Annotated in this window: 13 protein-coding genes; 8 read left to right on the forward strand and 5 right to left on the reverse strand. The window is 62.8% G+C overall.

Annotated elements, in window-relative coordinates; all coding sequences use genetic code 11:
* Positions 1-49: 49 nt before the first annotated feature.
* The 4 genes from FY036_RS08220 to FY036_RS08235 are packed head-to-tail and all read left to right on the forward strand — an operon-like array spanning position 50 to position 4,686.
* Positions 50-1,216 carry a 2-hydroxyacyl-CoA dehydratase subunit D gene (locus tag FY036_RS08220; protein WP_148914216.1) on the forward strand — a complete coding sequence of 389 codons (1,167 nt, stop codon included), beginning with the start codon at positions 50-52 and terminating at the stop codon, positions 1,214-1,216.
* Between the two features lie 27 nt (positions 1,217-1,243).
* Positions 1,244-2,590 carry a 2-hydroxyacyl-CoA dehydratase subunit D gene (locus tag FY036_RS08225; protein ID WP_148914217.1) on the forward strand — a complete coding sequence of 449 codons (1,347 nt, stop codon included), beginning with the start codon at positions 1,244-1,246 and terminating at the stop codon, positions 2,588-2,590.
* A gap of 10 nt (positions 2,591-2,600) precedes the next feature.
* Entirely contained in the window at positions 2,601-3,509 is a 909-nt protein-coding gene (locus tag FY036_RS08230; RefSeq protein ID WP_148914218.1) for an acyl-CoA dehydratase activase, read from the forward strand.
* A gap of 34 nt (positions 3,510-3,543) precedes the next feature.
* Complete coding sequence (locus tag FY036_RS08235) at positions 3,544-4,686, forward strand: CaiB/BaiF CoA transferase family protein (RefSeq protein WP_148914219.1); 1,143 nt, start codon at positions 3,544-3,546, stop codon at positions 4,684-4,686.
* On the opposite strand, the gene FY036_RS08240 is transcribed toward FY036_RS08235, so the two are convergent.
* Positions 4,687-5,211 carry a MarR family winged helix-turn-helix transcriptional regulator gene (locus tag FY036_RS08240; protein WP_201744717.1) on the reverse strand — a complete coding sequence of 175 codons (525 nt, stop codon included), beginning with the start codon at positions 5,209-5,211 and terminating at the stop codon, positions 4,687-4,689.
* Positions 5,212-5,335: 124 nt separating this feature from the next.
* Positions 5,336-6,127, reverse strand: coding sequence for an SDR family NAD(P)-dependent oxidoreductase (locus FY036_RS08245; RefSeq protein WP_148914221.1), 792 nt, complete (start codon positions 6,125-6,127; stop codon positions 5,336-5,338).
* A 140-nt stretch (positions 6,128-6,267) separates the two neighbouring features.
* On the opposite strand from FY036_RS08245, the gene FY036_RS08250 reads away from it, so the two are divergent.
* Together FY036_RS08250 and FY036_RS08255 are read left to right on the forward strand one after the other, a co-directional pair.
* Positions 6,268-7,200: a BKACE family enzyme gene (locus FY036_RS08250; RefSeq protein WP_148914222.1), complete on the forward strand. Its 933-nt coding sequence runs from the start codon at positions 6,268-6,270 to the stop codon at positions 7,198-7,200.
* An 18-nt stretch (positions 7,201-7,218) separates the two neighbouring features.
* Entirely contained in the window at positions 7,219-8,115 is an 897-nt protein-coding gene (locus FY036_RS08255; protein WP_148914223.1) for an SDR family oxidoreductase, read from the forward strand.
* 444 nt (positions 8,116-8,559) lie between these two features.
* Here FY036_RS08255 and FY036_RS08260 read toward each other — a convergent pair whose 3' ends face one another.
* Positions 8,560-9,411, reverse strand: a complete 852-nt coding sequence (locus tag FY036_RS08260; RefSeq protein ID WP_148914224.1) for a nuclear transport factor 2 family protein — start codon at positions 9,409-9,411, stop codon at positions 8,560-8,562.
* 152 nt (positions 9,412-9,563) lie between these two features.
* Here FY036_RS08260 and FY036_RS08265 point away from each other — a divergent pair, with 152 nt between their 5' ends.
* Together FY036_RS08265 and FY036_RS08270 are read left to right on the forward strand one after the other, a co-directional pair.
* Complete coding sequence (locus FY036_RS08265) at positions 9,564-10,118, forward strand: TetR/AcrR family transcriptional regulator (RefSeq protein ID WP_148914225.1); 555 nt, start codon at positions 9,564-9,566, stop codon at positions 10,116-10,118.
* Between the two features lie 185 nt (positions 10,119-10,303).
* Complete coding sequence (locus tag FY036_RS08270; protein ID WP_148914226.1) at positions 10,304-10,558, forward strand: hypothetical protein; 255 nt, start codon at positions 10,304-10,306, stop codon at positions 10,556-10,558.
* A 77-nt stretch (positions 10,559-10,635) separates the two neighbouring features.
* On the opposite strand, the gene FY036_RS08275 is transcribed toward FY036_RS08270, so the two are convergent.
* Positions 10,636-11,715 carry an IS5 family transposase gene (locus FY036_RS08275; protein WP_148914227.1) on the reverse strand — a complete coding sequence of 360 codons (1,080 nt, stop codon included), beginning with the start codon at positions 11,713-11,715 and terminating at the stop codon, positions 10,636-10,638.
* 126 nt (positions 11,716-11,841) lie between these two features.
* Positions 11,842-13,137 carry a TRAP transporter large permease gene (locus FY036_RS08280; RefSeq protein ID WP_148914228.1) on the reverse strand — a complete coding sequence of 432 codons (1,296 nt, stop codon included), beginning with the start codon at positions 13,135-13,137 and terminating at the stop codon, positions 11,842-11,844.
* Positions 13,138-13,516 lie beyond the last annotated feature (379 nt).

Consider the following 13,516-nt stretch of genomic DNA (forward strand, 5'->3'; position numbering starts at 1 on the left):
GATCCCTGGCGATCAGGGTTATGTCATGCGCAGAAGGGAAAACGTACCCATGCACCCCGCCCTAGGCGTTCTTGCCGAAGCCGCCCGCCGGCCCAACGACCACGCGAGGCGCTGGAAGGCGAAGACCGGCCGCAAGGTGGTCGGATCGTTCCCGATGCACTTCCCCGCCGAGGTGGTCCATGCGTCGGGAGCGATGCCGGTCGTCCTCCAGGAATCGGACGACCCGATCACGGTCGGAGGCGCGGGCATGTATCCGTTCTTCTGCGGCTATACGCGCAGCGTGGTCGACCAGGCGTCGAAGGGCGATTTCGACTATGTCGACGCGATCATGTTCGGCGACCATTGCGTGCAGATCCTGAGCGCGGCCGACATCGTGCGCAACCGGCTGCCGGAAACGCAGGTCGGCTTCTATCAGCTCATACCCTCGCTCAGGGACAAGTGGTCGCTCGAAAATTCGATGCGCGCGCTCGACCGCCTGATCGAAGGGATCGAGGAGACGCTCGGCGTCACCATCACCGAAGACGATCTTCGCGCAAGCATCAGGGAGTTCAACGAGAACCGGCAGCTCATCCGCCGGCTCTATGAATTGCGGCGCACCGGCGCGATCCGGCTGCGCGCCTCCCACATGCAGCACATCGTCAAATCCTCGATGGTGATGGACAAGGCCGAGCATAACGCGCTGCTCAGGCAGATCGTGGATTCGGTCGAACCGGGCGCGGACACTCTGGGCGGCGGGCTTCCGGTCTATGTCTCGGGGCATCTGTGCCAGGCGCCCAAGCCCGCGGTGCTCGACATGATCGAGGATTGCGGCGCGGTGATCGTCGATGACGATCTCTATCACGGCTACCGCTACATCTCGATGGACATGGACGAGACCGGCGATCCGGTGAAGGCGATCGCCAACTGGTATCTCAACCGCAATTTCGGCGCGCCCTGTCCGACGCGGCTCGATCCCGGCATCGACTGGGACGGCTGGCTGCTCAAGGCGGTCGACGCCTGTGGCGCCAAGGGCATGATCGTGCTGATGGCCAAGTTCTGCGAGCCTCACTACTTCTACTATCCGCGCATCCGCAAGGCGTTCCAGGTCGCCGACGTCCCGCATCTCCTGATCGAGACCGAGCATGAGATGCTGGGCCTCGAGAACATGCGCACCAAGGTCGAGACCTTCGTCGAGGTGGCGCGCCGCCGCGGCACGCCGCAGCGCATCGCATCCTGATCCCCGATCGAGCCCGGAGCACCGAGCATGAACATCGCCGTCGCCGACCAGCAGATCAAGCGAGCCAACCGGCTCAAGGCCACCAAGCTCAACAACCGCATGGTGACCGATTACTGGGATGACCTTTTCAAGGCGAAGGAGGAAGGCCGCCTCGTCTGCTGGTACGAGGGGGTGGCGATCAACCCGATCCTCCAGGCTGCCGACATCGCATGGTGCCACGGCGAGGCGATGTCGGCGCTGCTGGCGGCGCGCAACGAGGAGGGTCCGGCGCAGGAGGCCGCCGAGGAGTTCGGCTACGATCGCGAGCTCTGCTCCTATGCCCGCACCCATATCGGCTGCGGCGTGCTCACCCAGAATTCCACGCCGGAATCGGTCAGCGACCTGCCGCGCGATTCGGAAGTGAGGAAGGGCCTCGCCGCGCGGGTCCCGGCGCCGGACATGATCATCAGCGCCTATCCCTTCTGCTCGACCGGGCAGCAATGGGACGACATGCTTTATCGCCAGTTCGGCAAGAAGGTGCCGATCTTCAACATCTCGCTGCCATGGATATGGGGCAACAAGCCGTCGGCGAAATATATGAGCGGGCCGGAATACCGGGAGGCGGTGGCCTTCCTCGTGCAGCAGCTTCGCGAATGCATCACCTTCATCGAAGGCATCACGGGCAAGAAGTTCGACCACGACCGGCTGCGCGAGATCATGGGCTACATCAAGCGCGCGGCCGAGATCAAGGTCGAGGCGATGCGGCTGTGCAAGGCCAAACCCTCGCCGGCGAGCTTCTTCGAATGGACCAACTCCATCGCGCCGGTGAATTTCCTGCCGGGCGGCCCGGACATCGTCAATTATTTCGAGATCAAGAAGGCGGAGATCCAGGAGCGCGTCGACAATGGGGTTGGTTCCGCGCCGGTGGAAAAGTACCGACTGTTCTGGGACGGCATCATGAACTGGAACAAGATCGGCTGGCTCGCCGACAAGTTCGCGGGCTACGATTCGTGCATCGTCGCGGGCCGCTACACCCATATGGGCTTCTGGCACGAGACGGAGGTTATCGACCTCGACGACCCGCTCGACGGCATGGCGCAGAACTACCTCACCTGCCCGATCTCGATCTCCGCGCCGCAGATGGTCGACAAGATCGTCGAGCATTGCGAGTATTACGAGCTGGACGGGCTGATCCTGCACGGCGCGCGCACCTGCCGGGCGTTCTCCTACCCGCAGTTCCTGATCGCGGAAGGCGTCGGCAAGCGGCTCGGCCTGCCCGTGGCGATGTTCGAGGGCGATATGGTGGATGAGTCCTTCTACAAGGACGAGCTGGTCAACAGCCGTGTAGAAGCGATGCTCGAGCAGATCGAGGCGCGCCGCGCCCGGTCGATGTGAGGCTGCGGTCATGGCCGCCCATGTCCTGGGGATCGATTTCGGATCGACGACCGGCAAGTCGGTCATTCTGGACGCCGACGGCAACGTCAAGGCCGCCTGCGTGTCTTCCAAGGGCGCGGTCAGCGACGAAGGCGTCAAGGCGTCCCTTCAGGACGCTCTCGACGAAGCGGGGATTGCCGTCGCCGACATCGTGCGCTGTGTGTCGACCGGCTATGGCCGCCGGATGCTCGACATTGCCGACCGCTCGATCACCGAGATAACCTGCCACGCGCGGGGCGCCGTGCACATGGTTCCGGAGGCGCGCATGGTGATCGACATCGGCGGGCAGGATTCCAAGGTTATCGGCATCGATCCGAACGGTCTCGTCGCCCAGTTCGCCATGAACGACCGCTGCGCCGCAGGCACCGGAAAATTCCTCGAAGTGCTGGCGCGGGCCGTCAATGTCGACCTCGACAGGATGGGAGAGGTGGCGCTGTCGGCGCGCGAGAAAATCCAGATCACCTCGATGTGCGCGACCTTCGCCGAGACCGAAGTGATTTCCCTCCTCGCCGAAGGCGTCGCCAAGCCCGAGATTCTCGGCGGAGTTCATGCGGCGATCGCCAAGAGAACCATCGGGCTGGTGGCGCGCGTTGGCAAGCGTGAACCCGCTGTGATGACCGGCGGCGTGGCCAGGAACATCGCGGCAGTGCGCCATATCGAGGAAGCGCTCGACATCAAGCTCATCATCCCGCCCGACCCGCAGATCGCCGGCGCGCTGGGCGCGGCGCTGTTCGCGCTGGACGACTACCGCAACGAGGGGGCGAGCCGCCGCAAGGCCGACGAGAAGGTCGAGGTCGATCTGGAGGCCGAGGCGGCAGCCATGCAGAACTGCGCCCCGGCCTGCGCGTCGAAGATCGCCGCCGCGCTGGCGATCCACTGAACCCCGACATATCGAACAAGGGCTGGAGCATCGCATGGGTCCGCTTGAAGGCGTGCGCATCATCGAAATGGCGGGCATCGGGCCGGCCCCGTTCTGCGGCATGCTGCTCGCCGACATGGGGGCGGACGTCGTTCGAATCGACCGGCTGACGCCATCGGGTCTCGGTGTGGAAACGCCGCAGAAATACGATCTCTTCAATCGGAACAAAAGCTCGATCGCCGTCGACCTGAAGTCCGCCGAAGGCGTGGCGACCGTGCTGAGGCTGGTCGAACGTGCCGACATCCTGATCGAGGGTTTTCGCCCGGGTGTCATGGAAAGGCTGGGTCTCGGTCCGGACGAGTGCAGGCCGGTCAACCGGCGGCTCGTCTTCGGCCGCATGACCGGCTGGGGCCAGGACGGCCCGCTGGCCCAGGCGGCCGGGCACGACCTCAACTACATCTCGCTCACCGGCGCGCTGGCGGCGATCGGACGCGAGGGCGAAGCGCCGGCGGTGCCGCTCAACCTGATCGGCGATTTCGGCGGCGGCGCGCTCTATCTGGCGATGGGCGTGCTCGCCGCGCTCGTCCATGCACGGGCGTCCGGGGAGGGGCAGGTGGTCGACACCGCCATTATCGACGGCACGGCAAGCCTCATGACGATGTTCCATTCCTTCCAACAGATGGGAGCGTGGCGCACCGAACGCGGGGTCAACATCATCGACGGCGGCGCGCCGTTCTATGACGTCTACAGGACGAGCGACGGCAAATACGTTTCGGTGGCGGCGGTCGAGAAGAAGTTCTACGACGAGCTGGTGGAAAGGCTCGGCCTGCCCGCCGGCGAACTTCCCGCCCAGCACGACCGCAAGCGCTGGCCCGAACTGCGCGCGCGTTTCGCCGACGCAATCGGGTGCAGGACGCGCGACGAGTTGTGCGGGCTGCTTGAAGGCACCGACGCCTGCTTCGCGCCCGTCCTCGACCTCGTCGAATGCCGGTCGCATCCGCATGTCGCCGCGCGGGCCGTCCATGTCGAGGTCGACGGCGTCGTCAATCCCGCGCCGGCCCCGCGCTTCAGCCGCACGCCTTCGAGGATCGCGCGGCCCGCCTCGGCGGCGGGCGCCGACACGCAAGCCGCTCTCGAAGGTTGGGGCTTCAGCGCGACGGAAATCGAAGGGCTCAGAAAAGCGGGCGTGACGTCCTGATCAGCCGGCCTTCCTCATCTTGCGCACCGTCTTGGGCTGATTGACCAACTCGTCACGCTCCTCCGAAAGCTCGGCGCCCGTGTCGCCGGACATGGCGAGCAGGTTCCGTTTCATGGTCAGAAGCGTGTTCGACGTGGTTTCGAGTTCGCGCCGGTCGATCCCCTCGACGATCTTCGCATTGAAAACGTCGGTTTCCGCGCGCAGCTGTTCCATGAACCGCCCCGCCTGCCTGGTAAGGAAGACGCGTTTGACGCGCCTGTCCACCGGATCGGCCTTGCGGGTGACGAACCCGCCCGTCTCCAGCCTGTCGATCAGCGCGCCCAGCGCCACCTTTCCGACATCGAGCTCATTTGCGAGCTGGGTCTGCGGCAGGCCGTCCTTGCGCGAGATGAAGGCGAGGACCCACCATTGCGACCGGGTGATGCCCAAAGGCGCAAGCGCCCTGTCGAACATCATGCGGCGAAGCCGCGACACGTCGTGGATCAGGTAGCCGAGGCGAAGATCCCAGTCGGGACGGTCTATCATGTTCAACCAATCCATATCGCGAGGCGACCCGAGAGGGCCGATCAACGAACCAATACCATAAGCTTGCGTACTGTCCAATTGCGTATCTGAAGTGGATACTCGCTCCCTGGAGAAGGATTTCCGGTCAGGCCGCAGAGATTCCGCCATTGACGCTGATCGTCTGGCCCGTGATACGTGCCGCCTGCGGGCCCGCAAGGAACAGCACGGCGGCGGCAAGATCCTCCGGCTGCACCAGACCCAGGGCCGCCATTTTCGCCGCCTTCTCGAACAGTTTGGCGCTGAACTCATGCCGGAAGACATGATCGTAGGTCATCGTCCCCTCGATCAGGGAGGGCGTCAGGGCGTTCACACGGATTCCGTCACGCTTGGCCTCCATGGCCAGCGTCCTGGTGAACATCACGATACCGGCCATGCCGGCACCGATCACCGATTCGCCGGGGGTCGGCACCTTCGCGGCGTCGGAGGCGACATTGATGATCACGCCGCCGCCCTTCGCCCGCATCTGGGGAACGATGGCGCTGCACATCATCATCGGCCCAAGGATCAACTCGTTGAGATCGGTGGCGATCCGGGCCGGATCCATCGTATGGAAGAGGGCAGGCACAGCTTTGCCGACGGTGGAATTGACGAGGATATCGATCGCTCCCAGGCGGTCGCTCACCGTGTCTGCGGCTCGCCGTGCGTCATCGACCTTGTTGACGTCCGCGCTCGCGAACACGACTTCGCATTCCTCCGACAAGACCGCGACCGCCTCGCGCGCGGCGGCGCCTCGCTCCTCGTTGCGGCCGATGAGCGCGATCTTCGTCGCTCCCGCCGCCGCGAACGCCTTGGCGGTCGCCAACCCGACGCCCGACGTGCCGCCGGCGATCGCGATCGTCGCTGTCGCAAACGTGGGAACATGATGAACTGCGGTCATTTGGCTTCTCCTCCACCTGCCCGCCAGCCGCCGGCGGAAGAACCGGCTTGTCTGCGGCTATTTAGTACATTAACGTACCATACGCTTTATATGCGATTGGTGCGTGCCGGTCACGCCGAAATTCCGTCAGGGAGGACGAAATGCGCAAATCCAGCAAGGTGATCGTCACCTGCGCGATCACGGGCTCGATCCACACGCCCACAATGTCGCCGCACCTGCCGATCACCGCCGATCAGATCGCTTCCGACGCGATCGCGGCGGCGAAGGCCGGCGCGGCGATGCTGCATCTTCACGCCCGCGTGGAAGAGACCGGACGGCCGACGCAGGATCCGGAGGCGTTCAGGAGGTTCCTCCCGCGCATCAAGGAAGAATGCGACGCGGTCATCAACATCACCACCGGCGGCGGGCTCGGCATGTCGCTCGACGATCGGCTGGCGGCGGCGAAATGGGCGCAGCCCGAGGTCGCCTCCATGAACATGGGATCGTTCAACTTCAACATCTCGGGCGCGGCCGGCAGGATCACCGAGTTCCAGCACGAGTGGGAGAAGCCCTATCTTGAGATGACGAAGGATTTCATCCTGTCGAACACCTTCTCGCAGATCGAGCGCGGCATCACGGAGCTTTCCGCCAACGGCACCCGGTTCGAGTTCGAATGCTACGATGTCGGCCATCTCTACAATCTCGCCCACTTCCTCGACCGGGGACTGGTGAAGGGACCGCTCTTCGTGCAGGGCGTGTTCGGCATCCTCGGCGGCATCGGGGCGGAGATCGACAATCTCCTGCATATGCGCGCCGTCGCCGACCGGCTGTTCGGCGACGAATACTACATGTCGGTCCTCGCCGCCGGCCGTCACCAGATGCCGTTCGCCACCACCAACGCCATTCTGGGCGGGCATGTCAGGGTCGGGCTGGAGGACTCCATCTTCCTGGAGAAGGGGAAGCTCGCCACGAGCAACGCCGAGCAGGTGGCCAAGATCATCCGTATCCTGAAGGAGCTTTCGATGGAGACCGCGACGCCGGCCGAAGCGCGTGCGATGCTTGAGTTGAAGGGTCCCCAAAACGTCGCGTTCTGAGCGGATGGGAAAATGAGAATGAGCCAGCCATCGCCCTATCGCAGCGACCTTCTCGCGGGCAAACGCATCCTCGTCACCGGCGGCGGCACGGGGCTCGGCAAGGAGATGTCGCTCGGCTTTGCCGCCCACGGCGCCCACGTCTTCATCTGCGGGCGACGCGAGCAGGTGCTTGACGCCGCCTGCGCCGAGATTCGGGATCGCACAGGCGGCGGCGCCGACTACCGCGTCGTCAACGTCCGCGATCCGGACAGCGTCGATTCCATGATCGAGGACATCTGGTCCTCGGGGCCGCTCACGGGGCTCGTCAACAACGCCGCCGCCAACTTCATCGCACCCACCGAAAGCCTCTCGCCGAGAGGCTACGAGGCGATCCGTTCCACGGTGATGGACGGCTCCTTCTTTGCCACGCTTTCCTGCGGCAAAAGATGGATCGCGAACGGCCTGCCCGGAGTGGTCCTGAGCAATCTCGTGACCTGGGTGTGGACGGGATCGGCCTATGTCGCGCCGTCGGCGATGGCAAAGGCGGCCATTCAGGCCATGACCATGTCGCTCGCCGTCGAGTGGGGACCGAAGGGCATCCGCCTCAACGCCATCGCCCCTGGCCCGTTTCCGACCGAGAACGCCTGGGAGAAGCTCAATCCCATACCCGGAACCTCGGTCGGCGCCACCCAGCCGGACCAGGTGCCGCTACGCCGCTACGGCGAGATGGACGAGTTGCGGAACCTGACACTGCTTCTGATGTCCGACGCCTGCCGATACATCAACGGCGCCACGATCGCCATCGACGGCGGCCATCACCTCGCCGCGCCAAGCACGTTCGCGGATTTGTCGAAGCTGACCGCCACGGACTGGAACGAAGCGCGAGAGGCTCTGCGGGCATCCGATGAGAAGGAAAAGCAAGGCAGAAGCATCTGACGGATCGCAATGACCGATGTGCATTAAGGTGGCGCCGGGCCTCAGCTCGTGCTCACGCGCGAAATTGGCGGCTCTCATGGCACATCTGGAAGCCCGTACCCGCGTGCTTACGCGTTCGCGAGACGCTCGGGGCGGCAGAATCCCGGCCGCGTGAGTATCCCGCCGGCCACAAGCCGGGCCATCCTTGTCGATTGCCGACACCAGGCCATGCCGGTGTAATCGCGAGCGGTGCGCCAGGGCGAAGCTGCCGAGGAATTGGATGGTGACGATCGCACCAATTGTCGGGTGCTGCTCGTCCGGCGATGCCGACACCCATTATCGCAAACGGCGGGCAGACGGGCGCCAGCGCATTCCGGTCGCCGCCGCAGCAAACCGGCAGGATCTCAGGTGCACGCATCCCGGATTCCTGTGATGGAGAGGCATGCAGCGGGCATCGAACCGGGCTTACGCGGCCTGCGACACGGCAAAGCTGTCTTCGAGCATGCGATAGCGGACGATCTTTCCGTCTCGCACCGTCAGCAGGAACGCAAAAGGGGTCTCGATCAGCCTGCCGGTCTCCCTCACGAGCGAGGCAAGGTCGCCGACGATGGCAACTTCCTCCCTGTCCGCCAGAATGGAACGCAGGGAAAAGCCGCGCGGCTCAAGCCGCGCGGCGAGTTCGCGGAAGAACCGGTCCACCGCCGCTCGGCCCCGGCGCGGGCCAATCCACGGCACGCGCCGCAGGTCACCGGGAATGTCCCAGTCGACGTCTTCGTCGAAGAGGTCGACGATCGCAGCCAGCGTGTCCGGAGAGGCGGGGTCGGCATAGAAACCCTGTGCGGCCTTCAGGTAGCGCTCGGCGATTTCGCGGGGCGTGGGCGCGGGCGCATCCTCCCTGTACAGGCGTATGCGTTGCCAGTCGTCATTGGTGAAGTCGGGGTCGACATAGATGTGGACCCTGCTGATCAGCGGCCCTTCAAACTCGAAAACGTTGCAGAACCGACCTTGCGAAATCTCGCCGTCGGGCCAGCTTGCGCCGCCAGTCGTTATGCCCTTTTCCCGGCCTTCCACGGCGATCCGGTCGCCGTCGACGGTGAAGACGAGACCGTCGATATCGTGGGTCAGGCTCGCCACCTCCCTCGCGATCCGCCGCCCGAACTCCGCGACCGCAGCCTTGCCTTGCGTCGGCCCGAACTTGGGAAAGAAGAACTGCACGTCCTCCGTGAAGAGATCGGCCAGGCTGGCGTCCTTTTTGTCGACCTTGCGGAAGTAGCTACTGATCGTCTCGATGCGCGGATCGGCGGGTTCGGCTGCCATGCGTCTTGCTCCAAATCTGTAGGCCTGATTACATAAAGAGGCTTGTACGACGATGTGTCAAGGATTATGTAATCAAGATTACAGAAAGGAAGAGGATGGCTGTCCGTGGACGCCCCCGCAGTTTCGACCGAGATGCAGCGCTAGCGCACGCCATGGAGGTCTTCTGGGCGAAGGGCTACGAGGCGACCCAACTTGCCGAATTGATGGCGGCGATGGGGATCAACCCGCCAAGCTTCTATGCCGCCTTCGGATCGAAGGAGAAGATTTTTCTCGAAGCGGTCGATCTCTATCTGGCAACAGTCGGCGCAGGTAGCATGAAGGCTTTGGCAGAAACGGCGAACGCCCGCGCCGCAATCGAGGCCATGCTGCTGGCGAGCGTTGACATTGCGCTCGCCAGCCCCACCTCCGGCGGCTGCATGGTCAGCCTGGCGCTGGTGAACTGCCAGGAGCAGAACAAGCCTCTTCGCATCCATATGCAGGAGCTAAGACGGAGCACGACGTCGTTTATCGTGCAACGCCTTCGGCGCGGCGTCGAGGAAGACGACCTGCCAAAGGAGATTGATGTGGAGAGGCTGGCCAGCTATTTCGCAACCCTCATGCAGGGGCTCTCGCTCCAAGCGCAGGACGGCGCTGAACGTGACGATCTTGTTGGCACCGTCGCGATGGCGATGGGGGTGCTCGAATACGCGGAAAACCGGCAGCCATGACGTGCCGCGGGCTTACCATTCCGGGTTCCCGCAACAGCGGCACGAGGCGGGCTTTCCACCGCAACTCGCCCTGGAGTATTTGGACGGCCTCATCAATCACTGAGCCGAGAAGACTCACCCAGACGGTCCAGCGTTGGGGGCAAGTCCATCACATCATTGCACCAACAATCAAAATGGACCCGTCCATGGGGGCCGATCAAATTCCCGAACCATCAGTCACAGTCGGCATCGATGGTGAAAATGTGGGAGACTGGGGCAACAGGCGGGCGAATTTCGAGGTGATCGTCGGCAAGTCTGTGCCCGAGGAGGACCGGTCCGCCGTTCCGGATTTGTGGTGGGGTATGACGAGGAATGTTCTCGACCTGTTTACGTCAGCCGGGTGCGAAAACTGCTTCAAAGCTGGACACCCGCAAGAACCCGGTGGATGGCAGGATTTTTGACGAGCGCGATGTTCTGAGCGCACATTTCTGGCTGGATCGTTGCGATCCTGTGCGGCTTTGAGCGTTTTCACACGGATTCATCCCGGGGCCGCGCTGCGCTCGTGGAAGATCAGGCGGTCCATGTTGTAGGCGATGTTGGCAAGCGTCAGTTTCGCCTTGGCACGGGCGAGGCCGATGGTGCGGATGAAGAGGCCGAAACGGACCTTCTGATGGGCGAAGACATGTTCGACGGCGGCCCGGATGGAGGACTTCTTCGCATTGGCCTGCGCCGTCGCTCTCGGCATCGGCTTGCCAGTGGGTTTGCGCCGGTGGATGCGGCTGGTGAGCATCCTGTCCGCCAGCCATCTTTCATTCGTCTGCGAACGGTAGGCGCTGTCCGCCCAAATTTCCGAGCCGGTGTTCTCCCGGCTCACGAGGCGCTTGAGTTGTCTGCCATCGGGAGCCGACGCCGATGTCACGGCCGCCTCGCGGATGAAGCCGAAGCGTTGGTCGATGCTGATGTGGGACTTGTAGCCGAAGACCGATGTCGCGATCATCGGCAACGGCGTTCCGTCCGGGCGATGCCGAACTTTTCCGCCGATCTTCAGCGTCCAGCGTGCATCGACGTCCTTCTGCGCTGCCTTGGCCGGCTCGTCGGGCCAGACCTCGCGGGCGGACTTTCCGGCCTTGATCGCCTCCTTCTCGCTCTCGGTATTGCGTTGCTTCGGCGCTGGAACCAGCGACGCGTCGACGATCTGGCCAGACATCGGAATGTAGCCCTTCTTCTGCAATTGCCAGTCGAACGCCTTCATCACCCGCTTCAGCGTCCCCGTCTCGGTCAACCTGTTGCGGAAGTGCCGGATGGTGTTCTCGTCGGGCGTCGGCGCGCCGAGATCGAAGCCGAGGAACCGCATCCAGGAGAGCCGGTCCCGGATCATGAACTCCATCCGCCCATCGCTGAGATTGTGCTGTGCCTGCAGGATCAGCGCCTTGAACATCGAGACGGGATCGAAAGGCGGTCGCCCGCCCTTCGATCCGTCGCCATAGCCGAGCCCCTCGACCAGCCAGCCGCGGAAATGCTCGAAATCCACCGTTGCATCAAGAACTTCGAGCGGATCGCCCTCCCGGCTCAGCCGCTCCAGGTGATCCGAAAGCCCGAACAATCCCGCCTGCCGCATGCGCTATCCTCCCGGTCAACTCGACCGAATGAATCATATCAGGCGCTGCGCCGATAGGTTCTTGCGGGTGTCCAGCTGCGGGATATGATCAAGCTTAAGCCGGCCGCACTCTATTTTTACTGTTTGTCAGTTGAACAAGAGCATCGGCAAGAATGTTGCCAAAATCGGGAACGCAGCGAGGACGAAGACTCGGATTACCTCTACCGCCACAAACGGCACAATGCCGCGGATAATCGTCATGATATGGATATCCGGCGCGAAAGTGCGAATCATGAACAGGTTCATGCCAACGGGTGGGGTGATCAAACCAATTCCGCAGAGAATCACGACCAGAACGCCAAACCAAACCGGATCATAACCCAACCCCACCACGATCGGAAAGAACAAAGGAACAGTTAACAGAACCATCGACAATTCCTCCATCACGGCACCGAGAAAAAGATAGATGACGCAAATAATCACGATCACTGTGAAGGATGAAAACCCGGAGTCCCGTACGAAATTAAGCAACCCGGTATGAGCGCCGGTGTAATTGAGGAACTGGGTGAAGACCAAGGCGCCGATGAGAACTCCGAAAATGATCGCCGTCGCCTGCGCACTGTCCAGCAGAATGTCATAGGTAATCTGCCAGGTCAGTCTACGCCGAGCCAGGGCCAGCAGAAATGCTCCTAGCGCGCCTATACCAGACGCTTCCGCGGCAGTGGTGATGCCTGAATAGATTCCGCCAAGAACGGTCGTGAACAGGAGGAGAACCGGCCATATAGTACCGAGAGCCGCAACTCTTTCCTTCCATGGCGTTTTGGTCTGTAGGGGAGCGATGGATGGATCGCGCCAGCACGTCCAGTATACCGCCGCCATATAGCCGACGATGCCAAGAATCCCTGGTATGAGCATGGCCGCATACAGCTTGCCGATGTGCGTTTCCGTGATAATCCCGTACACGATGGCCAATACGCTTGGCGGCAGGAGTAGGCCGAACGTAGCGCCAGCTGCGATCGTGGCGGAGCTTAGGGAATCCCTGTATCCATAGTACCGCATGGATGGGAGTGCCACCTTGCCCATGGTCACCACTGTAGCAACGCTCGATCCGCAAACCATGCCAAAACCGGCGCAAGATACGATGGTAGCGTTCGCAAGCCCGCCCTTGAGGCCACCAAGCCAGGTCTGCGCCGCCCGATAAAGTTCGCGCGAGACGCCGGTCCCGGCAATCAGATTGCCCATCAGAATAAAAAGCGGAATGACGACGAGCGAATAGCTCATCGACGCGTCACGGGTCGTTATCGCCAGCATGGTCGCGGATTGTCTCCATCCGACCAGCAGACCAAAACCCAGGAAACCTGTGATCCCGAGCGCGGCGGCAATTGGCACTCGAAGGAAGATGAGAATAAGCGAGAAGAGGAAACCCACGCCTGCAGCGGCCATAAGATTACTTCCTAACCGATCGATCTATCTAAAGAGTGTGCGCGGGGGGACTATCAGCCACGGCATCACTCCTTCCAGGTCGCGCCATGCTGGGAATTGCGACCAGATGCGCAACGGCATTGATGCCGGAAAGAATGGAAGTGCCATACAGCACGGGCCCTATCGGGATGCGCAATGAGGATGACACATCACCGAAGCTGCTGGCCCTATCGCCTAGGTGCCAGATTTGCCATGCGATAAGTGCGAAAAAGGCGGCGCTGATCACACCTGTCAACGGCGGAGCAAAACCAGGCCGTTGGGCGGCGCAAAAGTAGGCCACTTGGCGCCGCAAGCGGGGAACGGCGGGAGGGCGTAGCCCGACTAGAGTTTCCCGCTTGCG

Origin of the sequence: Neoaquamicrobium microcysteis (genome assembly GCF_008180155.1) — a bacterium.
Lineage (GTDB): Bacteria > Pseudomonadota > Alphaproteobacteria > Rhizobiales > Rhizobiaceae > Aerobium > Aerobium microcysteis.